This window comes from Sediminibacterium sp. FW305-C-61 (assembly GCF_058231065.1).
Genome location: NZ_JBIQXR010000002.1, coordinates 800,354 through 823,409, shown reverse-complemented (window position 1 = coordinate 823,409; position 23,056 = coordinate 800,354). Strand labels below are relative to the sequence as shown.

At 39.8% G+C, this 23,056-nt stretch carries 18 protein-coding genes; 11 read left to right on the top strand and 7 right to left on the bottom strand.

All coding sequences use genetic code 11. The annotated features are described in order from the left end of the window. Positions 1-47 precede the first annotated feature (47 nt). From bshB1 to ACH30E_RS08815, 3 genes are all read left to right on the top strand, one after another. The gene (gene bshB1 / locus ACH30E_RS08825) at positions 48-776 is read left to right on the top strand and encodes a bacillithiol biosynthesis deacetylase BshB1 (protein WP_490824499.1); all 729 of its coding nucleotides are present in this window, start codon (positions 48-50) and stop codon (positions 774-776) included. A gap of 113 nt (positions 777-889) precedes the next feature. Next, the gene (locus tag ACH30E_RS08820) at positions 890-1,765 is read left to right on the top strand and encodes a carbon-nitrogen hydrolase (RefSeq protein WP_490824497.1); all 876 of its coding nucleotides are present in this window, start codon (positions 890-892) and stop codon (positions 1,763-1,765) included. A 60-nt stretch (positions 1,766-1,825) separates the two neighbouring features. Then, entirely contained in the window at positions 1,826-2,863 is a 1,038-nt protein-coding gene (locus tag ACH30E_RS08815; protein ID WP_490824495.1) for an agmatine deiminase family protein, read from the top strand. A gap of 131 nt (positions 2,864-2,994) precedes the next feature. On the opposite strand, the gene ACH30E_RS08810 is transcribed toward ACH30E_RS08815, so the two are convergent. The 3 genes from ACH30E_RS08810 to ACH30E_RS08800 are packed head-to-tail and all read right to left on the bottom strand — an operon-like array spanning position 2,995 to position 5,600. Further along, on the bottom strand, positions 2,995-3,597 hold the full coding sequence (locus tag ACH30E_RS08810) for a methyltransferase domain-containing protein (protein WP_490824494.1): 603 nt from the start codon (positions 3,595-3,597) through the stop codon (positions 2,995-2,997). A 5-nt stretch (positions 3,598-3,602) separates the two neighbouring features. Next, entirely contained in the window at positions 3,603-4,943 is a 1,341-nt protein-coding gene (locus ACH30E_RS08805) for a M24 family metallopeptidase (protein ID WP_490824493.1), read from the bottom strand. A gap of 51 nt (positions 4,944-4,994) precedes the next feature. Then, positions 4,995-5,600 (bottom strand): hydrolase, encoded by a 606-nt coding sequence (locus ACH30E_RS08800; protein WP_490824492.1) that lies wholly within the window; start codon positions 5,598-5,600, stop codon positions 4,995-4,997. A 181-nt stretch (positions 5,601-5,781) separates the two neighbouring features. Between ACH30E_RS08800 and ACH30E_RS08795 the strand changes: the two genes are divergently transcribed. After that, positions 5,782-6,591, top strand: a complete 810-nt coding sequence (locus ACH30E_RS08795) for an N-acetylmuramoyl-L-alanine amidase (RefSeq protein ID WP_490824491.1) — start codon at positions 5,782-5,784, stop codon at positions 6,589-6,591. 141 nt (positions 6,592-6,732) lie between these two features. Here ACH30E_RS08795 and ACH30E_RS08790 read toward each other — a convergent pair whose 3' ends face one another. Further along, positions 6,733-9,297 carry a TonB-dependent receptor gene (locus tag ACH30E_RS08790; RefSeq protein ID WP_490824490.1) on the bottom strand — a complete coding sequence of 855 codons (2,565 nt, stop codon included), beginning with the start codon at positions 9,295-9,297 and terminating at the stop codon, positions 6,733-6,735. Positions 9,298-9,631: 334 nt separating this feature from the next. On the opposite strand from ACH30E_RS08790, the gene ACH30E_RS08785 reads away from it, so the two are divergent. From ACH30E_RS08785 to ACH30E_RS08770, 4 genes are all read left to right on the top strand, one after another. After that, positions 9,632-10,789, top strand: a complete 1,158-nt coding sequence (locus tag ACH30E_RS08785; protein ID WP_490824489.1) for an acyl-CoA dehydrogenase — start codon at positions 9,632-9,634, stop codon at positions 10,787-10,789. Positions 10,790-10,993: 204 nt separating this feature from the next. Beyond that, complete coding sequence (locus ACH30E_RS08780) at positions 10,994-11,884, top strand: hypothetical protein (protein ID WP_490824488.1); 891 nt, start codon at positions 10,994-10,996, stop codon at positions 11,882-11,884. A 381-nt stretch (positions 11,885-12,265) separates the two neighbouring features. Further along, entirely contained in the window at positions 12,266-12,721 is a 456-nt protein-coding gene (locus ACH30E_RS08775) for a hypothetical protein (RefSeq protein ID WP_490824487.1), read from the top strand. Positions 12,722-12,858: 137 nt separating this feature from the next. Further along, positions 12,859-13,959, top strand: a complete 1,101-nt coding sequence (locus tag ACH30E_RS08770) for a Gfo/Idh/MocA family protein (RefSeq protein WP_490824486.1) — start codon at positions 12,859-12,861, stop codon at positions 13,957-13,959. Positions 13,960-13,978: 19 nt separating this feature from the next. On the opposite strand, the gene ACH30E_RS08765 is transcribed toward ACH30E_RS08770, so the two are convergent. The 3 genes from ACH30E_RS08765 to ACH30E_RS08755 form a co-directional block, all read right to left on the bottom strand. Then, positions 13,979-14,941 carry an Ig-like domain-containing domain gene (locus tag ACH30E_RS08765; protein ID WP_490824485.1) on the bottom strand — a complete coding sequence of 321 codons (963 nt, stop codon included), beginning with the start codon at positions 14,939-14,941 and terminating at the stop codon, positions 13,979-13,981. Between the two features lie 136 nt (positions 14,942-15,077). Beyond that, the gene (locus ACH30E_RS08760; protein WP_490824484.1) at positions 15,078-16,184 is read right to left on the bottom strand and encodes a hypothetical protein; all 1,107 of its coding nucleotides are present in this window, start codon (positions 16,182-16,184) and stop codon (positions 15,078-15,080) included. A 353-nt stretch (positions 16,185-16,537) separates the two neighbouring features. Then, the gene (locus ACH30E_RS08755; protein ID WP_490824483.1) at positions 16,538-18,502 is read right to left on the bottom strand and encodes an ABC-F family ATP-binding cassette domain-containing protein; all 1,965 of its coding nucleotides are present in this window, start codon (positions 18,500-18,502) and stop codon (positions 16,538-16,540) included. Between the two features lie 85 nt (positions 18,503-18,587). On the opposite strand from ACH30E_RS08755, the gene ACH30E_RS08750 reads away from it, so the two are divergent. The 3 genes from ACH30E_RS08750 to ACH30E_RS08740 all read left to right on the top strand — a co-directional run bounded on the left by ACH30E_RS08750 (position 18,588) and on the right by ACH30E_RS08740 (position 23,051). Next, the gene (locus ACH30E_RS08750; protein ID WP_490824482.1) at positions 18,588-19,169 is read left to right on the top strand and encodes a DUF3347 domain-containing protein; all 582 of its coding nucleotides are present in this window, start codon (positions 18,588-18,590) and stop codon (positions 19,167-19,169) included. Positions 19,170-19,253: 84 nt separating this feature from the next. Then, entirely contained in the window at positions 19,254-21,605 is a 2,352-nt protein-coding gene (locus ACH30E_RS08745) for a TonB-dependent receptor (protein WP_490824481.1), read from the top strand. A gap of 126 nt (positions 21,606-21,731) precedes the next feature. After that, complete coding sequence (locus tag ACH30E_RS08740) at positions 21,732-23,051, top strand: DUF389 domain-containing protein (protein WP_490824480.1); 1,320 nt, start codon at positions 21,732-21,734, stop codon at positions 23,049-23,051. Positions 23,052-23,056 lie beyond the last annotated feature (5 nt).

Sequence of the window (23,056 nt, the reverse complement as noted above, 5' to 3'; positions counted from 1 at the left end):
GTTCAAGTAAAATTCAAGTTGTACCTTTGCGACGTTAAAAAATAAACATGAAACTGGATATACTGGCATTTGGCGTTCATCCGGACGATGTAGAATTAGGCTGTTCCGGAACCCTGATGGCGGCGTTGGCCGAGGGGAAAAAAGTAGGTATTGTTGATCTTACCCGAGGAGAACTTGGTACGAGAGGTACCCCCGAAACAAGAAAGTCAGAAGCTACAGCAGCCGCTGAAATTATGGGTGTAACCATTCGCGAAAATCTGGGTATGGCAGATGGCTTTTTTCAGAATGATGAAACCAATCAGCGTAAAGTCATTGAAATGATACGTAAATACCGCCCGGAAATAGTATTGGCCAATGCCCCGGAAGACAGGCATCCCGATCATGGCCGAAGCGCTAAACTTGTGGCAGATGCAGCTTTTCTGTCAGGTTTAAGAAAGATAGAAACAACCGTAGGTGGACAGGCTCAGGAAGCATGGCGACCCACTTATGTATTTCATTATATTCAGGATCGGTTTATTCAACCTTCTTTTGTGGTAGACATTACAAAGTACATGGATAAGAAAATCGAATCTGTATTGGCTTATACCACTCAATTTAACAGTACCGGAGGCAATGAACCCCAAACCTATATTTCAACACCACAGTTTCTGGAAACAGTAAAAGCCCGTGCGATGATGCTGGGTAAACGAATAGGAGTAGGGTATGCAGAAGGGTATATTACGGAGAAGATTATCGGTATCAGTAGTTTCGACGCTATTATTAAACATAGCACGTAAATGTAAAATAGCTACAAGCTGCAAGCTATATGCTGCAAGCTTTTAGAACTGAAAATATAAATTATATCATAGAGCTTGAAGCCTGTAGCTTGAAGCTTGCAGTTTAAAAAATTATGTCAAAAATCCAAATAGGTCTTGTGCAAATGAGTTGCACGGCATCGAAAGAAGAAAATATGGCGAAAGCCATTGCGGGTATTCGTAATGCAGCCGCAAAAGGCGCACAAATCGTTTGTCTGCAGGAACTTTTTACCAGTTTATATTTTTGTGATGTAGAAGATTATGAAAATTTCAAACTGGCAGAAGCCATTCCCGGTCAATCAACCGAAACTTTAGCTAAAGTTGCTGCTGAATTGAACGTAGTGATTATCGCTTCTTTGTTCGAAAAAAGAACGGAGGGTTTGTACCATAATACAACGGCTGTTATTGATGCGGATGGAGCTTACCTCGGCAAATACCGTAAAATGCATATACCAGATGATCCGGCTTATTATGAGAAATTTTATTTCACACCTGGTGATCTGGGGTATAAAGTTTTCAAAACAAAATATGCAACATTAGGGGTATTGATCTGTTGGGATCAGTGGTATCCTGAAGCAGCAAGGATTACAGCATTAATGGGCGCTGAAATTTTATTCTATCCAACCGCTATAGGCTGGGCAACTAGTCAGGATGAAGCAACCAACACCGAACAATACAATGCTTGGCAAACTATTCAAAGAAGTCATGCAGTAGCAAATGGTGTACATGTTGTTAGTGTTAACAGGGTAGGCTTCGAACAAAACGGCGCCATGAAATTCTGGGGCGGTTCTTTTGTAAGTAATCCATTCGGAACTCTATTGTATAAAGCTTCGCATGAAGAAGAAGAAGTAACCGTTGTAGAAATCGATACCCAAAAAACCGATCGATACAGAACACACTGGCCCTTCCTCCGTGATCGCAGAATAGACTCTTACCAACCCATTACTAAACGATACATCGATGAGGACTAATCTTTCTGTGTATTTCAGTGCCTTCAGTGGCAATAAATCATTTATTTAAAAGCTACCATCTTGACTACCCCAAAATCTCTCGGCTATTTCTTTCCCCCTGAATTCGCTGAACACGAAGCTACATGGCTTTCCTGGCCTCATAAAGAAGCTAGCTGGCCTGGTAAAATAGATACTATCTATCCAAATTATGCCTTGTTCATCAGGTACCTGGCTGAAAGTGAAAAAGTGCGCATCAATGTAGCCAATGAGGCAATGAAACAATTTGCCATTGGCCATTTACAAAATGCAGGTGTTAACATGTTGCAGGTAGAATTTTTTATGCACCCCACCAATGACGCCTGGTGCCGCGATCATGGCCCTGCTTTTCTCATTAATCCCATAGCAGAACAGAGAAAAGTAATTGTTGACTGGAACTATAATGCCTGGGGCGGTAAATACCCTCCTTATGATCTCGATGATATCATCCCTACATTAATCGGAAAACATTTCGATATACCAGTGTACAATCCTGGCATCATCATGGAAGGTGGTTCGGTTGAATTTAATGGTGCAGGCACTGTATTAACCTCTACCTGCTGTCTTCTTAATCCTAATAGAAATCCAAACCTTAATCAGGCGCAGATAGAGCAATACCTGCTAGATTATTACGGTATGGATCAGGTGCTCTGGGTAGACGAGGGAATTATCGGAGATGATACCGACGGTCATATTGACGATACCGTTCGTTTTGTAAATGCGGATACCGTAATTACAGTTGTTGAAGAAAATAAGCAGGATGAAAACTATGCTTTATTGCAAACCAACCTGCAACAGTTAAAAGCCATGCGTTTAATAAATGGTAAGCAGTTAAACATCATTGAACTGCCTATGCCAGATGAAGTAATATATGAAGACCAGCGCTTGCCGGCATCTTATGCTAACTTCTATATAAGCAACAAACATGTTATCGTACCAACTTTTCGTTCTGATAAAGACGATAAAGCTCTCGGCATAATTGCGGAAGCATTTAAGGATAGGGAAGTAGTAGGTATTGATTCAACCGATATTATCTGGGGACTGGGAAGCTTTCATTGTCTAAGTCAGCAAGAACCGAAATAGATGTTAGATGGCTGATGTCTGATGGCTGATGTCGGATGTCAGATTTTTTTTTGTTGGAGGGGGGATAAATTAATCAGATTTCACTCAATATTCATATCCTACATCATAAATCCGACATCAGCCATCCGACATCAGCCATCCGACTTGTGAGATATTTTTTTCAAATTAACAAACACCTCTGTTCCCGCTCTTTGTGGGATTGAGTTGTAGGCGGGTGTTAATTTGAAGTTGAAGTAGGGGGAGAATAATGTTTTATAGGTTTCTTCATTTCCACCAAAGGGAGGACCACCATCAAAATCGCGGTTGAATAGTAATCCGACTAGTTGTCCATTGGGTTTTAATAATTCATGCATTTTCTTAACGTAGGCAGTACGTAATGAAGGATCAATAGCACAGAAAAAAGTTTGTTCCAGTATCAGATCATAGGTTCCGGTTAATTCAAAGAAATCGCCGCAGATAATTTTGACAGCCTCACCATATTCTTTGAATTTTTCTTTCAGGTTATCGGTAACCAGGGGTGCCAGATCGATAACAGTGATATTGGTAAAACCTTTTTCCAATAGATACGCGGCTTCGTAGCTATTGCCTCCGCCGGGTATCAGAATGCTGATATCTTTATTGGTGAGTTGGTCGATATATGTTTTTAATGGCGTAGAGGGGTAGCCAATATCCCAACCGATTTCATTTTGTTTGTATCGGTCGTTCCAATAGTCTGCGGATAAAAAATTATTCATGCTTGTTAATCTCCTATATGTGCAGCTTGAGATGGTACGATCAGTAGTTTAACCTGTCTGCCACTGATATAACGAAATTGTTTTCCATCCCAAAAACCATCCTGTTCCAACATAATACGAATTGGCTTTTTCCATTCAGGAATATCTGTTGCTGCATTCAGCTCAATAGAATAGGCAGTGTTTTCATGTAATGGAAAATCTCCGGATCCGGGAACACCACCTTGTTGATCCCACATACCAATGGTAGGGCCTGCAGCATGTCCATGAAATCCAATGGGGTGTGTATAGATGGACGCGGTGATGTTTTCATTTTTGGCCTGTTGCAACGCATCTTTCAAAATCTGGTTTCCCGTTTTGCCATTTTTGAATTGGCTGGTAAGTATATCCTGTAAACGATTGGCTCTTTCAAATGCCTTAACAATGCTGGCTGGTGGTGTTTTTTCACCAGGCTGTAATACATAGGCGTGTTGTTGGATATCTGTATTTAGTCTTAAATAGGTAATGCCGATGTCTACATGTAACAAATCACCTGTTCTTATTATCTCATCAGCCGGTCTGTTCGAAAAGGAGCGGAGGTGATCAAAGTTCTCCGGGTCATTGCGTTGAATAGAAACAGATGTGTGAAACCATGTGTCCAGTCCGAGGTCTCGTATTTTCTGTCTGAACCACCATACCACGTCATCAGTAGTAGTTACGCCCGGCATGATTACTTTACCCGAAAAACCTTCCTGTATAATGTCGTGTGTAATTTGTATTAATTGAGGATAGAGTTGCATTTCGCGGGCAGTTCTGGTTTCGAGCCATCGCACCGCCAGTTTTTCTGCACTCACCAATTTTTTAGCCGTAGCAGCCGGCAATTTTGCCAGTAATTCTTTGTGTTCTGTGAAAGTGAGTCCATCAGCATGCCCAAAATCACCTGAATAATTTAAGGCTATTTTTGCAGGGTTTCGTTGTTGAATCAGATCAATCAAAGCGTCCCACTGATCGGGAAATTTTGTCATGTCCCATGATGCTTTGATTTCGTTCCCTACATTATATCGGGCAATGGCTAATTTTTCAAATGTGCCGGATGGGTTGCGATAAAACACCAAAATGGTTCTCCTTCTTGCTGAAAGCCAGGTTGCGGGTAACATGGTTTTAATAACCGGATCTTCATTATACTCACGTGATATAACCAGCCACATATCAATATCTTCTTCCTTCATCAATGCTGGTAATAAATTGTTCAGTCTGTCTGCCAGCAATTCATCAACCACCCTTGCCTGATCTTTCAAAGGCAAAATATGCTGGGCCTTCAACCCTGCAAAGCAGCATACCAGTAGCATTAGCAGTAATAGTTTTCTCATAAGTTTTTGATCTTTGATTTTTTGATCTTTGAGTTTCTTATTCCTTATTTCTTATTCCTCTGTTTTCCTCGCTTGTCTTGGTATGATGAACGCAATCAGGTCATTTAGTTCAATACCGGCTCTTTCGCAGGCATCGCGGATATCATCGCGGGATACATTGGCGGCGAATGATTTTTCTTTTAATCTTTTATTCACGCCTTTTACATCCATACCTTCATAAGCACCTGGTCGCATTAATGAATAGGCGTGTATGAGGCCGGAAAGTTCGTCAAACGCATATAACATCTTATCCATATCGGTTTCAGGTATTACCCCAAAATGGGTATGGCCATGCGATGCGATGGCATGAATGATCTCAGGGTCTACCTGCCTGCTTTCAAGCTCTTCAATAATTTTTTTACAGTGTAAATCAGGCCACTGATCCCAGTCGGCATCATGCAACAGCCCTGCCATTTCCCAGCGCCATTGAGTGGCTTCATCGGCCTGTAATTTTTCAGCCGCCCAGCATTTCATCAGGTGCGCTACCTGAAGCATGTGTAGTTTTAGTTTAGGGTTAAGTACCCATTCATGAAAAAGCGTGTTTGCTTCATCACGAGACAACACATTCCCTTTATTAGCCGGGTTCCCAAAAGTAGATCTGCCGAGATGTAGAGACATAGTTGATTATTAAGTCCGGAAGTCCGGGAGACCGAAAGTCCGGAGGTTTTTTAGTTTAATAGATTAAAACTATTCCGTAAAATAAATATTTTCTTTCTTTTCTCTCGGACTTTCGGACTCCGGACTTTCGGACTATTAAACTTCCCTGCTTTCTTCGTATTTTTCCGCTTCAAGAAACTACATGAAAAACTATCTCTTACTGATTGTTCTCCTGGTATTGATTGCCTGTTCCAGAAACCCTTATAAAGCCACCAATAAAGTGTATAACCAGAAAGCAAAGGAATACGCAAAAGCTTTGCGTGTAGCGCCTGTAGAAACCTTTCAGTCTGATTCAATGGGATTGCCGCCATATTGGGTAGGTACTACCAATTTTAATATGCGCAAACCAAACTTTGTTATTATTCACCATACTGCTCAGAATAGCTGTGAACAGACATTAAAAACATTTACGTTAACCAGAACATCTGTTAGTGCTCACTATGTAATTTGTAGAACTGGGGTATTGCATCACATGCTCAGCGACTATCTCCGGGCATGGCATGGTGGGGTAGGTAAGTGGGGTAATATGACAGATATAAATTCCTCGTCAATTGGTATTGAACTTGATAATAATGGCTTTGAACCTTTTGATAGTTTACAAATCAATAGTTTAATCAGTTTATTAACACGCTTAAAGAAAGAACACAATATTCCTGCGGCTAATTTTATTGGTCATGGTGATATTGCACCAACCCGCAAAAACGATCCCAATTACCGTTTCCCCTGGAAGAAACTTGCTGAGAAAGGATTTGGATTATGGTATGATGAAGTGCGTGATTCTGTTCCTACCAACTTTAATCATATTCAGGCATTACGCATCATAGGTTACGATGTAAAAGACACCACCGCCGCCATCCAGGCCTTCAAACGCCATTTCCTCCAAGACACCACAAAAAGGCTGAACGATATAGATAAGAGTGTTTTGTATAACCTGCAGAAAAAATACTATTGAAATTTTGGGATGTCAGATGGCAGATTTTATGGCTGATGTCTGATGTCTGATGGCGGATATTTAGTTGAATAAACATCATACAACAAAAAGTAAATCCAACATCAGAAATCAGACATCAGCGATCAGACATCAGCCATCCTATCAATCCTCCTCGTCTCTATTGTTTCTGTTATTAAACAACTTAAACGTGGCGCTTCCGAATTTGTATGAGAAAGTTAGTCGGAAATTGCGAACGTTTCGGCGGTTATAGCCTTGTTGGTAAAACAGGTCTGTATCGAAGATATTCCCGTTTCTGTTGGTATTGAAAACATCATTCAAAGCAAATGTAAGTGAGGCTTTTTTGTCTTTCAGGAAATCTTTTCTGATAGCCATGTCTATGCTGTATTGCGCGAGCGATTTACCCTGTGCGGTAACTTCCATAGATTCGTATTCGCCCACCATTTGCAAGCTCAGGTTTTTAAAGAAGGAAGTTTGTTTGGTAGGAAAACGATAATTGGCAATCAGTTTAGATTCCCAATTAAAACCCTGATTGCTAAGGTCAAGTTTGCCTACAATTGCTTTCACTTTTCGGTACTGCAGGTTAATGCTTGGCGTAAGGTCGAAGTCTGCCCCGATTTTATGTTGAAGGGTGAACTCGGCTCCCCAGCGATTGGTGTATTGGGCATTGATGAATGTATTGAGAATTGCATTCGGATCAACTGCAGCATTGTTCAGTTGCTGGTATTGCGCAGCAGTAATGGTATCACTGAAACGGGTGATATCTCGCTGGTTATTCCTGAAATACAAAACACCCAGAAAGCTTCCACTTTTGTATTTGGTATTATAATTGAATTCAAAAGAATTGGTGAATTCAGGCTGTAGTTGTGGGTTACCCTGGTTAAGGTTTACCGGATCTGTAATATCAACAAATGGATTCAGTTGCCTGAAATTTGGTCTCCTGATTCTACGGCTATAGTTAAGCTGGATATCTGTATTATCATTGATCGTTTTGGTAAGAAACAAACTGGGGAAGAACCCGTCAAAAAGCCTGTCCCAGCTATTCGGGTAAGTGTACCCGAATTTTCTTGCACTATCTAATAGCTCTCCTTCAAATTCAGAATATTCCGCCCTTAAACCAGCCTGGTAAGAAAAACTGTTTATTTTATTAGAGTAAGTAATATAACCTGCATGTACAGATTCTTTATACCTGATATTGTTACTCAGGGGTAGTTTTGTTTCAATGCCATTACCGATGGCAAAAGCGTTAAAAGAACTGCTTACATCATTCATATAGGAGCGCAAGCCGGTTTCCAGTTTTGCATTTTCGCCGATTGGATCGCTGTAATCCAATTGGAAGGTAACTTGTTTATTACGGTTGGTGCCATTATTTCTAACCAGTGCCTCGGGGGCATAAGGTGTACCATCTGTGTTATAAAAAGCGTTCCTGATATTGGAAAGATTACTGCCATTACCATAATTGTAATTGATATTAGCGGTAAGTTCCTTGCCGTTCTCTGGGAATTTATGGGTGAAATTAAGTTGGCTGTTATACCTGTTAAACCCAGCCCTGTTTTCTGATAAACGATCACCGGTGCGTTGTAATACTTTTTGTTGGTTGAAGTAATACTGATCCTGTACTTCCCGGTTGGTAAATTTGCCATCTACAATTCCCTGTGTAAATGAAATAGTATTACGGTTATCAAGGAAGAAATCAAGACCGAAACGAATAGAATTAAACCTCCTGAGTCGGGCATTATTGGAATACTGGTTGAAGTAATTATCTGCAACACCATTGACCCTGTTTTCTCTGAGCGACTCGCCCCGTGCAATACCACCTGACTGATTAATACTACCACTTGCAAATAAATTAACCTTACCCTGCCGTGCATTGAGGGCCAGGTTGCCATTATAGATATCAGGATAACCTCCACCAATACTTGCTACACCATTCAATCCGATTCTTTTATTCTTCTTAAGAACAATATTGATGATACCACCTGAGCTTGCTGCATCGAATTTAGCAGAAGGGTTTGTAATGAGTTCAATGGTTTCAATATTATCTGATGGAATTTGATCAAGGGTGAGAATGGTTGGGCGACCATCTACAAAAATCTGCGGCTGGCTGTTTCGTAGTTGAACATTTCCTTCCACATCAACAGAAACAGAAGGAATATTTTTCATTACATCTATTGCAGTACCTCCTGTAGCCGTAAGACTTTTTTCAACATTAAATATTTTTCTGTCGATCCCCATTTCCAGTGCCGGCTTTGCGGTTGATTTTACAACAACTGCTGTAAGGGTGGTGGCATCTTGTTCCAATGCTATATTTCCAAGATCTTTTTCAAAAAATGCGGTTTCAGGAATTTTTCGCACATTGTCTGGCGTGAATAAAACAGTGAAATTTTTCGCCGCATACGCCAGGCTGCTTATAACAAGTTTGAAACTATCGGCTTTTGGAAGATTGGTAAATCGAAAATCACCGTTCGCTTTGGTGAGTAGGGCATTAACAAGGCTATCATTTCCTTTACTATCTTTTAAATATAATTGTACCGAAACTGCTTCAAGTGGTTTTGTGGTGATTACATCGGTTATTTTTCCGAAAATACGGTTACTGGCAACTTTAATAGATATACTGTTGATATCCATATCGTTTTCATCCTGAGCAAATACTAATACCCTGGCTATACAAAAAAATCCCATCATTACGAGTCGTAAATGTTTCAACATGCTAATTTGTTTGGTGAAAAAAGAAAACAAAAAGGTTTGCTAAATGCTCAGAGAGGGGGTGAATTATAATACAAAGTTATCATTCAATAAGGAAAACAAAGAAAGATGGCCGTTTGTTTAACATTTCAGGTGTGAAATTTTGATTTTTTGATCATTGATTGTTTGATTTATGGTCTAATGTCCATTTTCAATCGGTTAATGTATCAAGCAATTTTATCTTTTAGGTGTATTATCCGCCCAAATCAAAAATTAAAAAATCAATGATCAAAATTCCAAAATTGTGCTTTCCTAACGATTGTTAGCTTATTTTTGCAGCGCCAAAACCTAAAAAAGTATGCAATTTCAACTCAGTGAAGAACATTTAATGATCCAGAAAGCGGCTCGTGATTTTGCCCAAAACGAATGTTTACCCGGTGTTATTGATCGTGATGAGAAACAACAATTCCCCAAAGAACAAATAATGCAATTAGCTGAACTTGGTTTTATGGGTATGATGGTTGACCCCAAATATGGCGGTGCTGGTATGGATACAGTGAGTTATGTACTGGCCATGGAAGAAATCAGTAAAATTGATGCGAGTGTGAGTGTGTGTATGAGCGTAAACAACAGCCTTGTTTGCTGGGGACTGGAAGCTTTTGGCAGTGAAGAACAGAAACAAAAATACCTCACACCATTGGCGCAGGGACGTAAAGATGGTGATTTATACATTGGCGCATTTTTGCTGAGTGAGCCCGAGGCTGGAAGTGATGCTACCAGTCAGCGCACCACTGCGGAAGATATGGGCGATTATTACTTATTGAATGGAACAAAAAACTGGATCACCAATGGTTCTTCAGCATCTGTATACCTGGTAATGGCCCAAACCGATCCTGCGAAAGGTAGTAAGGGCATCAATGCATTTATTGTTGAAAAAAGCTGGCCTGGTGTAACAGTGGCGGCTAAGGAAAATAAATTGGGTATCCGCGGAAGCGATACACATACCATTCTGTTAACCGATGTAAAAGTGCCCAAAGAAAATAGGATAGGAGAAGACGGGTTCGGTTTCAAATTTGCAATGAAAACACTGGCCGGTGGTCGAATTGGTATTGCATCACAGGCTTTAGGAATTGCAAGTGGCGCTTACGAACTGGCTCTGGCATACAGCAAACAGCGTAAAGCCTTTGGTAAAGAAATTATGCATCATCAGGCAATTCAGTTCAAATTAGCCGATATGGCTACAAAGGTTGAAGCTGCACGTTTACTTTGCTTAAAAGCTGCCTGGGAAAAAGACAATAAAATAGACTATACACTTAGCTCTTCAATGGCCAAAGTATTTGCAAGCGAAGCCGCCATGTGGATCGCCACAGAGGCTGTTCAGGTGCATGGTGGTTATGGTTTTGTAAAAGAATACCATGTAGAAAGGCTCATGCGCGATGCAAAAATTACACAGATATACGAGGGAACAAGTGAAGTGCAAAGGATTGTGATTAGCAGGAGTATTTTGAATAAGTAAAAGTTAACATTAGAAATTCAAAAAAGTGAGTGGTATAACTGCTCACTTTTTTTATGCCTTAATAAAAAAAAGCATTTAATTTATTTACTTCTTCAGAAGATATTTCCGGAATAATCTTTTATTTTATATTTAATTACCCCTTTGCAAGGCCGCATTTAAAATCTGGCCTGCAAAAGAGTATAAGTTAATTTACCATAATATCGTATGTCTGAAAACACTGAAAAAAAATCCGGGCACGAAACATCGGATATTCGGCAATCTCAAGAACCAGGTGAAATTGCACCGTCTCAGGAAACCTCATCTCAAATAATCACGCAAGATTCAACAACAATGGAAGTTCATCACCATGCACATCATAATCACGGAAAAAGAAACTGGAAGTCTTATTTCTGGGAATTTTTTATGTTATTTCTAGCAGTGTTTTGTGGCTCGTTAGCCGAACTGCAGGTAGAACATTATATTGAACACCAGCGAGAAGAAAAATATATTCACTCACTTAGTGAAGACCTGGCAAGTGATACAGCAGATGGAGATAACGATCTTGCAGACTGGACGAAAATACTCAATCAGGTAGATACATTGAGAGCCGAAATTGAGAAAGGTCAGACAAATATCAACTACGAAATGTTTTATAGGTTGGCTTATGAACTTACCTATAATAATACTTATTCGTACCACGATAGAACTATCAGTCAGCTGAAAAATGGAGGAAATTTCAGACTGATCCGGGAAAAACACCTGGCAGATACTTTGATTGAATATGATGCGTCAATTGTTTATGGTCTCAAAGATGTTGAGCAATTTTATACGAATAATATTTTCCCTCAGTTGAGAATACTAAGAGACCAGTTTTTATCATCCCAATTCTATCCTTTACTTAAAAATAGAGATTCTTTTTTAGCTGCAGTAAAACATGATCCTGAGTTAATTAAATTCAAGAAGGGTAAAGAAGATATTGTTTTCCAGTACTATAATACGCTTTACGAACTTCGGGAAAATACATTATTGAGAACAAAAATTTTGCGAAGGCTGAAGAGGCAAGCCAGGAATATGCTATTGCAAATAAAAGAAATATACAAATCGCCGAATCATTAGAAATACAACTACATTTATTCAATGAGTGATATTCAAGTAAAAGAAATATTCATTCTCCGCAGGGTATCCATAGCGAAAGAAGTTCGTCGCAGATGTCTCTCAAAGAGGACTCTGCGTGTTACACAGCCAAAGGGTATCATTTACTTTTAAGCTTACTAATCGGTCACAGAAAAGCTTAACGTACAAATTAATTATTAACTTTCCGCTGTGTAATTGGCCGCAGAGTCCTCTTCGAGAGACATCTGCGGGGAACACTTCAAAAAGTAGACCCTGCGGAGAAGGAAAACAGAAATACTTTTTTTGACTGAAATAGTTCCCGTTATTTTTATAATTTACTGATTATAAATAGCCTATTGTGTAAATTCCCATTCAATAGTATTAATGAACAAAATATTGTTTGCCTTTGGCATTTCTAGTTTAATTTATTCCTGTGCCGGTAATCATTCAAATGAGCACCAAAATAATACAGGTATAGATACCTCATCCGAAATAACCATTCAATCAGAAAAGTCTGGCAGCGTAAATAATGATGTCTTGCAACTTCTTCAAGGTAAATGGCAGCTTGAAGAAGATACATCCAATTATCTTGTTTTTGAAGGGCATAAAAGAAAAGAAATAGCTGGTGGCATGACGGATTGGGATGAAGAGGATTTTATTTTAGCTGACAAATGTGTAAATGAGTCCGATAAGGATAACGAAGGGGAACCTGAAGCGTTTGCCTATATCACCTGCGCTAAATCTGATTTATGCTGGTATATAATGGGGGTGAATGAAAAAACATTATCGCTTCAATATATGGCAAGGGGAAATACATTAACGTATAGGCGGGTGAAATAAAACTTCTTTCTCCTAAGCGTGCCTGACAGATAACTAATATAAGTACACTGAGTTCAGCAGTACATCGACAGTTGTTAAACAGCGCAATTGACTATCAGTTGATAATTTGCTATTTTGTAAGATAAATATTGCATGCCATGAGCAGATTTGTTTTCGCTTTACTATTTGTGATAGGCTTTACCTTTCAAACATACAGTCAGCAAACTCCACTCAGGGTGGGCGTAGTAGGCCTAACACATACCCATGTACACTGGATTTTAGGCAGACCAAAAGATGAGAAAATTACCATTGTAGGCATTGTTGAAACGAATAAAGAACTGGCAGAACGTTATGCAAAACAGCATGGCTTTTCTATGGACCTGGTTTTTTCGTCATTGAAAGAAATGATTGCCAAAACAAAACCTGAAGCGGTTACTGCTTTTGGTACCATTTATGAACACCTTGAAGTGGTAAAAACTTGTGCTCCATTGGGAATTCATGTAATGGTGGAAAAACCGCTCGCTGTAAGTATGCAACATGCAAAGGAAATGGAAGCACTGGCCAAGAAATATAAGATTCACCTGCTCACGAATTATGAAACAAGCTGGTACCCGACAGTCCATACAACCAACGACTGGGTTAAAATGGATAGCATCGGTAAAATCACCCAATTGGTTATCAGAGACGGACATAGAGGCCCTGTAAAAATTGGTGTGAACAAAGAATTTTTAGAATGGCTAACCGACCCCATCAAAAATGGCGGTGGGGCTATTACTGATTTTGGCTGTTATGGTGCAAATATCAGTACATGGCTATTGAATGGTAAAAAACCTGTTTCAGTAACTGCTGTAACCCAACAGTTACAAAAAGAAAACAATCCGATGGTTGATGATGAATCAACGATACTGCTCACTTATGATAATGCAAAAGCAACTATACAAGCATCCTGGAACTGGCCCATCGGTAGAAAGGATATGGAAGTATATGGCACTACCGGGGTGATTTATGCCGACAACAGAAATAACTTAAGGCTAAGAATGGCAGAAGGCTATGATGGATTTAAAGAATCATCATACCAGTTAAAGGAACGTCCATCTCCTTATAATGATCCTTTTGCATTACTTGCCATGGTTATCAGCAAAGAAATAGTATTAGAGCCTTACGATCTTTCATCACTCGAAAACAATATGGTTGTCATGGAAATTTTAGAAGCAGCCAAATTATCCGCCAAAACAGGTAAAACTGTAATGCTGAAATAGGAAGACTGTTTTTGCGATATTAGTCAATCACAAAATACCTTGTATAATATTCCTGTGTGGAAGGCTGCTGGGTTTTTGTGATGTCGCGGTCAAAAACTTTATTGAGATTGTTTCCTGCCAGGTCTTCCAGTTTTGATAAGATGAGCAGCGTATACTTGTTAGCAATCCAATTTTGTTCCGGGATAAAATAACAGGATTTGCCTTGTTCACTAACACCGAACCTCCCTTTTATGATCTTTCCTTGCTGATCAGTAACTTGTAGACATTCTAGTAATAAAAAATGATCAAGTGTCTTGTCTAGATGAATATACAAAGGGTCTTTTGATTGCGATTTGGGTGCATCTATTTTCCATTTTTGCGGATTCGGTGAAAGGCTATCACGAATACCGGTTACAAATGATTGGGTAAAATCTTGCTTCATTTGTGTTCCTTCAGCATCTTGCCAGTTTTTGGAAATCACCAACTGATAGGTTGAATTGGCTTGCAATGGTGCGCCTAATGTAAGATTGGGTTGAAGGTTCCGTTTTATTCTGCCCGGATCGAACCAAATGGTTATAACAGTTCTGTCTTCGTTCCATAACTCTGGTTGGAGGTCGAGAAAAGTATCTGGTAATGTGTCTTTTTTATCGTTGACGAGTTTGATATGTTTCAATGATTCTCCTTCGCGCATTGGCTGAGAAAACGCAATATATAATTTCAAGGTGTTTTCAGGAATGGTATCTGTTTGAGGGTATATGGCTACCACTTGTGGAGCTGTATGATTGTTATTTATCGGTATATGAAATTGTTCAAGTTGCTTATCCATCACAGATATGGTGTAGCTGGCGCCCTGTTGAAATGGGATCAGGGGTTCAAAAACTAATCCTTCCTGAAAATGGTAATATCCGAGCAGGGTAGTAGTGTCATATTCTTTTCTGACCCTTACTTTGGTTTCAACGTCTGATGCGGAAACATCCTTTAAAAGATGTTTTGGGATGAACACTGACTTTGCTTTATTAGCCTCCCAAACAATGGTAATGCTTTTCGAATTTTCCTTGCAGGAGAATAGAAAAACTAGGCAAAAAAATAACAGGTTACGCAATTTGCATAACCTGTTATTTTGGTTGTGTTGACTATTATTACAATGCATCATTCTTTACAGTAGTAAGATCCAATGAACCATTGTCTTTTTTCTGCATGATGACTACACTATTATTATCCAGTTTATCCATCTGTTGTACTTTGGTTAAATTGGGTAATAATACAAATGCTGTTCCTGCAGTTGTAGCAATTCTTTCTGTGATCGTTCCTTCAAATGCTGCAATGGCTTTATAATTTACTTCCGATACAGAACGGGCGGTATTACCCATGATCAAATAAGTTTCGCCACCTTTGGTTATGGTTGTCATGTCAATAGGAGTATTACCACTGCCCATTTCTGCAACGGTTCTTCCTTTAACATGCTGGCCCGATTTTAATTCATCCAGGGGATAAAGAACGAGCGGTGTACAGGTATAACTCGCAATAATATATTCTTTACCATTGATTTTTCCGGTAGTAAACGTGCGGATAGGAGAAGTGGTTTCAAAACGGCCATGCGCGCCATGGTACATTTCCAATGATGCCATATCCTGTTGATTGGTAAAAGGAAAAGGAATACTGCGAAGAGAAGAACTGAATTCTTTGTTCGAGAGTCCGCTTACCAATACTTTACCGTTTGCAAAGCCCATATCGGAAATAGCCGACACGCGTAAAGAACGACCTCTTGCATCTTTAGCATCTTCAGCCGCTACGTCATTAAGGGTAATACTTGAAAAGTTGACATCTTTTAAACCAACCGCTTCTATTTTTTCGCCCTCCAGTTTTACAATCACCGGTGTACCATCACTATGCTGAAGGCCGATATAAAGTTTTTTCGAAAGGGGATTTACCGCCATATCTGTTATGGTAATTTTTTCTTTCACGGTACCAAGGGCTTCCGCAATTTTTTGGTCAATGCCATTCACATCAATCGCAGCTGCACTAGTATTGTTTTTTGCATCTTTTGTGTCGACTGCAAAAATGGTGGCGCTTTTCGAATCGCCAATGAATAGTACACCATCCTTGCCAAAAGTTAAGGCACTCACAGATTTAATGTCAGGTGTTCCTTTGCTGAATCCATAAGGCGATTTGATAAATGGTTTGGTGGCCGCTATTAAAGCGATACCTGCCAAAATTGTAACGAAGTAGAAATAATTCTTTTTCATTGTTACTTATTGTTGGGTGATTGGTGATAGGGCAACAAAAAATATTGCCGGTTTGGGTTGCCATAATAGGCCTAAGTAAGTTACACCAAACAAATAGAAATGCCAGTGCAAATTAAAATATTGGGCAAAAAGTGCGGTTTAATCGGTGGATAAAGAGGGGGTGGGTGAACCAGGTTTCGATGGTTAAACTGGTCGTATACACTCTATTCCATTGACAGGAAAAAGATTACAAATGGCGAATAAAACATTTTCCCGGCAAACCCCATAACCCTCCACAACCCTAAACAGTTCAAATAATTGAACATGGAACTCTTTTAACTTTTAACTTTTGACTTTTGACTTTTGCATTTCTCTCACCCCTCCATCTCCATCACCATTTCAAACACTTCCTCATACTCTTTATTCAACTCATTCCACTTGGCCTGTGTTTTTTTATAAGCCGCTTCCAGTTCCTGGAATTTTTTAGGGTCTGAATAGTTGGAAGGATCGCCCAATGCAGCTTCCTGTCTGGCTTTTTCTTCCTTGCATTTATTCAGTTCTGCTTCGAGGTTGGTAAGTCTGCGTTTTTGCTTCTGTAATTCTTTCTGCTTCTCCCTATCAATAGCCTGGTTGGAGGTATTATTTGCAGTTACTGTTTCTTTTTTAACCTCAACCTCAACCGCCTTCTCTTTCGGACTTTCGGTCTTCCTGACTTCCGGGCTATTATTCTTCATCTTCTCCATCCGCTCATTCCATTCCACCCATTCCTGATAAGTGCCTTTAAATTCTTTGATCTGGTGGTCAACAATCTCCCAGATTTTATTAGCTGTTTTTGAAATGAAATAACGATCGTGGCTTACGAGTATAATGCTGCCTTCGTATTTATTCAATGCCTCTGCCAATAACTCTACCGAATGCATATCAAGGTGGTTGGTAGGTTCATCAAGAATGAGGAAGTTGGCTTTGCTTACAATGGTTTTTGCCAGTGCAACACGTGCCTTTTCACCACCACTTAATACGCGAATACGTTTGTCTACATCATCACCACTGAATAAGAAAGCTCCGAGTAAAGCACGTAGTTCTACGTCGGTTTTTTTGCTGCCACATTGTTGTAATTCTTCGAGTATAGTATTGGTTAAAGTAAGCGCTTCCAACTGATGTTGGGCATAGAAGCTTTCTTCTACATTATGTCCCCATACACGTTCACCTTCAAATGGTTCTGTGCCACCTACCATGCGTAACACGGTTGATTTACCCTTTCCGTTTGCACCAATCAGTGCAATTTTATCACCACGCTCAATTTCTGCATTGGCTGCTTCAAGGATTTTTATCTTTCCAAAACTTTTACTCGCATTTTTCAATTCAGCCAATACTTTCCCCGGCACTTTATCTAGCTGGAAGTTGATGCGTAGGTCAGGTCTTTCCAGTTTTACGTCTTCAATTTTTTCAATTTTATCCAGTCGCTTCTGAATACTTTGTGCCTGAGCAGCTTTACTTGCTTTGGCCTTGAAGCGTTCAATAAATCTTTCCTGCTGACGGATATAATCCTGTTGGTTTTCAAAAGCTTTTTGCTGCATTTCTATGCGCAAGGCTTTTTCAGTTTCATAATAGGAATAGTCGCCAGAATAAATATGTAGTTCCTGCTGGTAAACTTCTACGATTTTGTTGACCATTCTGTTCAGGAAAAATTTATCGTGGCTCACAATCACAACACTACCCTGGTAGTGGATCAGGTATTTTTCCAACCATTCAATAGAAGGAAGATCGAGGTGGTTGGTAGGCTCATCGAGCAGGAGTACATCAGGTTTCTGTAAGATCATTTTACAGAGCAGTACCCGCATTCTCCATCCACCACTAAATTCTTTGTAGGGGCGGGAGAGGTCTTCATTACTGAAACCGAGTCCATGTAATACTTCTTCTGCCTTGTGGTGAATATTGTATCCGTCCAATACATCAAGCTCATGAAGGGCATCGGTGTATTGAATGAGCAGGTCATTGTTTTCGGGATCTTTTTCAAGTTCAATACCCAAACGCTCAATATCTTTTTCCAGTTGACGCACCCTTTCAAAAGCGCCAAGAGCAACTTCGGTTATGGTGTCGTTGGTATCGAAGCTCAGCAAATCCTGGTGCAGGTATCCAATGGTTGTTTCTTTTCCTTTTTCAACAGTTCCTTTTGATGGGGTATATTCTCCCACCAGTACCTTTAAAAGGGTCGATTTTCCGGTGCCATTATAACCGATTAAACCAATACGGTCGCCGGGTTGGATATGCCAGGTGGCATCTTCCACAATAACACGAGCACCGAACTCAAAAGTCACATTCTGTAAGCCGATCAACATTTCTTAACAACGATTTAGGAGCGCAAAGGTAATTGCAAACTGCTGCCATTGCAATTTGCTTTAATTTTGTGCAAAATTTTATCCTATGAAAAAGGTTCTGGTATTGGCTGGTATTGTATTTCTGGCAGCCTGTGGAAGCAATGATGAGCAAAAAAATGTTGCTGAAACACCAAAAACATTGGCAGCAAGTGCCCATTCTGATAGTTTTAACCTGGCATTTGGTAAGATGCTGGACAGTTATTTCAGACTGAAAGACCAGTTTATTGCAGAAAACGATACCCTTATTGCCAGCGAAGCTGTAGGACTTATCAGCGATGTTGCTGAAGCGGCAGTGGCTTTTAAAGACCTTAAAAACGATTCTGCTGCCCTTAAAACGGCGCATAGTTTTGCAGTTAGTATCAGCTCGGACCTTAAATCGCTGGTATCTGAAACAGATAGAGAAGAGCGTCGTAAAACCTTCCAGACTGTAAGTGAGCAATTATACGATCTGGTACGTACTGTGCAATACGATCGCACCGTGGTATATCACCAGTTTTGTCCAATGGCATTTAATGATGCCGGTGCATTCTGGTTGAGTAACTCTTCAGAAATCAGGAATCCTTACCTGCCAAAGAAAATGTTGATCTGTGGTGAGGTAAAAGATTCTATTGATTTCAGGAAATTCTAACAATTAACACATTTTATCTTATCCCTGCTCCTGATTAAAATCCGGAGCAGGGATTTTAAATGGATGAGAGCTCGGATAATTAAGATGCGTACTTCCTTTTTAGTTTTTTTCATTTTTCTGTTTACCCTTGTTTCCGCTCAGGAAAAAGTGACCTTAAATGGTTATCTCAAAGATTCACTAACCGGAGAAACGTTGATTGGAGCCAATATACTCGTAACCGGGGAAGGCAGGGGTGTACAGAGCAATCAGTACGGATTCTATTCCATTACCCTCAATAAAGGCACTTATAAAATACTCGTTTCTTTTATTGGTTATCAGTCTAAGGAAATCAATATTGACCTCCAGAACGACCAGCAGCAAAACATTCTTCTGTTACCCAATGCGGCTGTCATCAATAATGTAGTGGTTATTGGCCGCAGAAGGGATAATAATGTGAAAACAGCCCAGATGGGTAAAATAGAGCTGAGTGTAAATACCGCTAAAGCCCTTCCAGCTTTATTGGGAGAAGTTGATCTGTTGAAAACATTACAATTATTACCCGGTGTACGTAATGCGGGAGAAGGTAATGCCGGATTTTATGTGAGAGGAGGAGGGTCAGATCAAAACCTCATCATGCTCGATGATGCTGTTGTTTATAATACCGGACACCTGTTTGGCTTCTTCTCCATTTTTAATGCAGATGCTATTAAAAATGTTACCCTGATAAAAGGGGGGATGCCTGCTCAGTATGGTGGTCGCCTGTCTTCTGTAGTAGATGTGGCCATGAAAGAAGGTAATATCAATAAAACACAGGTAGATGCTGGCATTGGCCTTATTGCTTCCCGCTTTTCAATACAGGGACCTCTTAAAAAGAATAAAGCATCTTATATGCTTTCGGCACGTCGAACTTATATCGATATGCTTACCAAGCCTTTTATCAAAAAAGACAATGAATTCTACGGGTCAGGCTATTATTTCTATGACCTGAATGCCAAAATGAATTATCGTTTCTCCGAAAAAGATATACTCTATCTGAGTGGTTATTTTGGTCGCGATCAGTTTAACTTCAACAACAGTAAACGCTCTTTTGCTATCGATATTCCATGGGGTAATAGTACCGCAACCTTAAGGTGGAATCATGTATTCAATAAAAAATTATTTGCGAATACTACGGCTGTTTATAATGATTATAAATTTCAACTTACCGGACGTCAGAACGATTTCAATATCAATCTTTCTTCCGGTATCCGCGACCTGAACCTCAAAACCGATGTAGATTTTTATCCAAGTCCGGAACACAAACTAAAATTCGGAGCACAATATATTTTCCATACTTTTTTACCCAATGTATTGAGTGGAAATCAGGATACCGTTGTATTTCAGCCTAATAATGCTACGAAAAAATTCGCCAATGAATATGCGGTTTACCTGCAAGACGACTGGGAAATCAATAGTCGGTTGAAATTAAACATGGGATTGCGTTACAGCGTGTTTCAACAGGTGGGTAAATATACTTTTTATGAAAGGGATGCTAATGGGAATAAATTAGACAGTACCGTTTACCGCAGCGGACAAACGGTTAAAGCTTATGGTGGACTTGAACCCAGGGCTACACTGCGTTATGCATTCAATGAGTTGTCTTCATTTAAAGCGGCTGTTACACGCAACATACAATACATACACCTGGTAACCAATGCAGGCACAACATTGCCTACAGATCTATGGGTACCAAGCACCATACGTGTTAAACCACAAACCGGATGGCAATATGCAGTAGGATATTTCCTGAATTTTAATAACGGTATGTTCGAAACCTCACTGGAGCTGTATTACAAAACCATGAATAACCAGATCGAATATCGCGAAGGATATACACCATCTTTAAAAGATCCGGAAGAGGAATTCGTTTTTGGTAAAGGATGGAGTTATGGAGCAGAATTGTTCATCAACAAAGTGAAAGGGCGACTTACCGGTTGGATAGGTTATACGCTAAGCTGGACCTGGCGCAGGTTCCCGGACCTGAACGATGGACTAAAATACCCGAGTCGCTACGACCGGAGGCATGATATGTCGGTGGTTACAACCTATGAATTATCGAAAAAATGGAAAGCTTCAGCCGTATTTGTATATGGTACCGGCAATGCCACTTCATTACCGGAGCGATTCTATTTTGTGGGAGGTGTACTTACGCAGGAGTACAGTCGTATTAACGCCTATCGAATGAAAGCCTACCATCGTATGGATCTCTCATTCACCTATACACCTACGCCTAAAAAAGTAAGAAAATATACCACCAACTGGGTCTTCAGTTTATACAATGCCTACAGCAGACTAAACCCTTATTTCCTCTATTTCGACCAGCAAGGTGATGCCAGTAATGGTACCCTGGAAGTAAAAGCCAAACAAGTGTCTCTGTTTCCGGTAATTCCGGCAGTTACGTGGAATGTGAAATTTTAAGAGGTGAATGGTCAATGGTAAATTGTGAATAACCTGTTTCCTATTGACCATTCACAATTGAACATTCACCCCCAACAATTCCGTATCATTGATATTGCATTTCATTAACCTGCTAAATGTATCCGTATGAATTCAAGAAGCCTTGTTAAGTTGTTGAATTATTTTCGGTTAGGGGTGGAGCGTGAGGATTTTGAACAAGTTAGTAGTGCTATACAAAAAGGAATTGAGTTCCGTTCGACTAATCTATGGGTATTGATTTTTGCCATCTTTATTGCCTCATTGGGATTGAATGTAAATTCCACCGCAGTGATTATTGGTGCAATGCTTATTTCTCCGTTAATGGGGCCGATTATGGGGATGGGTTTTGGTATGGCAGTGAATGACCTGGCAATGCTGAAGAAAGCCTTGTTCAATTACCTTTTTGCGGGTGGAACAGCCTTACTTACTTCTACTTTTTATTTTCTGATAACACCTATCAGTGATGCGCATTCTGAAATTCTAGCTCGGACATCTCCCAATATTTATGATGTGTTGATTGCCTTGTTTGGTGGGCTTGCAGGTAGTTTGGCTTTGGCAAGTAAACAAAAAGGAAATGTTGTACCAGGTGTTGCAATTGCAACCGCATTAATGCCCCCGCTTTGTACGGCCGGGTATGGACTGGCAACATTGCAGTTCCGCTTTTTCTTTGGGGCTTTTTACCTGTTTTTTATAAACACGGTATTTATAGCCCTGGCCACTTTAATAATTATGCGCTTTCTCAAATTCCCGTATAAAAATTTTGCAGATAAAGGATATGAAGTAAAAGCCAAACGAATTATAGGTGTGGTAGTAATGCTTACCTTATTGCCGAGTATTTATCTGGGTTATAAACTGGTATCGGAAAGTCGATTTGTTCAGAATGCAAACCGGTTTATATCGGCAGAGGGTGATATAAAAGACGATTACCTGTTACAAAAAAACATCGACCCGAAACAAAGAAAAATTACCCTTGTATATGGCGGTTTACCCATTCTGCCACAAAAGATTGAATCATTGAAGTCAAGGTTAACCATTTATGGTTTATCTGATTGTGATTTAGAGATTAAACAGGGCTTTGCATCGGTGCAGCAAGGTGATGATATGAAAGAAAGAGATGGTATAAATAAAGCACTTCTTCAGCGCGAACAACGTATAACACAACTACAGGTGGTATTGGATAGTATTCAGGTGCAACAGCAAACTAGCCGTCAGGTATTTAAAGAGTTAAAGGCATTGAATGAATCGGTTAATTCTCTGGTATTAGAGAAAGCACTGCAAGTGTCTGATTCAACAGAAAGAAACAACTGGATGGCCGTTATTGTTGCCGGTAAACAAATGCTTCCGGATGAAAAAGAAAAAATACAAAAGTGGTTAACCAAAAGAATACAGGCTGATACGATAAAAGTATGGTATGAAGAAAGGGAATAGCAGGT

Excerpts from the sequence above, each read along its gene's own strand:
- bshB1 (WP_490824499.1), top strand. The coding sequence starts at position 48 with ATGAAACTGGATATACTGGCATTTGGCGTTCATCCGGACGATGTAGAA.
- ACH30E_RS08820 (WP_490824497.1), top strand. The coding sequence starts at position 890 with ATGTCAAAAATCCAAATAGGTCTTGTGCAAATGAGTTGCACGGCATCG.
- ACH30E_RS08810 (WP_490824494.1), bottom strand. The coding sequence starts at position 3,597 with ATGAATAATTTTTTATCCGCAGACTATTGGAACGACCGATACAAACAA.
- ACH30E_RS08805 (WP_490824493.1), bottom strand. The coding sequence starts at position 4,943 with ATGAGAAAACTATTACTGCTAATGCTACTGGTATGCTGCTTTGCAGGG.
- ACH30E_RS08800 (WP_490824492.1), bottom strand. The coding sequence starts at position 5,600 with ATGTCTCTACATCTCGGCAGATCTACTTTTGGGAACCCGGCTAATAAA.
- ACH30E_RS08795 (WP_490824491.1), top strand. The coding sequence starts at position 5,782 with ATGAAAAACTATCTCTTACTGATTGTTCTCCTGGTATTGATTGCCTGT.
- ACH30E_RS08790 (WP_490824490.1), bottom strand. The coding sequence starts at position 9,297 with ATGTTGAAACATTTACGACTCGTAATGATGGGATTTTTTTGTATAGCC.
- ACH30E_RS08785 (WP_490824489.1), top strand. The coding sequence starts at position 9,632 with ATGCAATTTCAACTCAGTGAAGAACATTTAATGATCCAGAAAGCGGCT.
- ACH30E_RS08780 (WP_490824488.1), top strand. The coding sequence starts at position 10,994 with ATGTCTGAAAACACTGAAAAAAAATCCGGGCACGAAACATCGGATATT.
- ACH30E_RS08775 (WP_490824487.1), top strand. The coding sequence starts at position 12,266 with ATGAACAAAATATTGTTTGCCTTTGGCATTTCTAGTTTAATTTATTCC.
- ACH30E_RS08770 (WP_490824486.1), top strand. The coding sequence starts at position 12,859 with ATGAGCAGATTTGTTTTCGCTTTACTATTTGTGATAGGCTTTACCTTT.
- ACH30E_RS08760 (WP_490824484.1), bottom strand. The coding sequence starts at position 16,184 with ATGAAAAAGAATTATTTCTACTTCGTTACAATTTTGGCAGGTATCGCT.
- ACH30E_RS08755 (WP_490824483.1), bottom strand. The coding sequence starts at position 18,502 with ATGTTGATCGGCTTACAGAATGTGACTTTTGAGTTCGGTGCTCGTGTT.
- ACH30E_RS08750 (WP_490824482.1), top strand. The coding sequence starts at position 18,588 with ATGAAAAAGGTTCTGGTATTGGCTGGTATTGTATTTCTGGCAGCCTGT.
- ACH30E_RS08745 (WP_490824481.1), top strand. The coding sequence starts at position 19,254 with ATGCGTACTTCCTTTTTAGTTTTTTTCATTTTTCTGTTTACCCTTGTT.
- ACH30E_RS08740 (WP_490824480.1), top strand. The coding sequence starts at position 21,732 with ATGAATTCAAGAAGCCTTGTTAAGTTGTTGAATTATTTTCGGTTAGGG.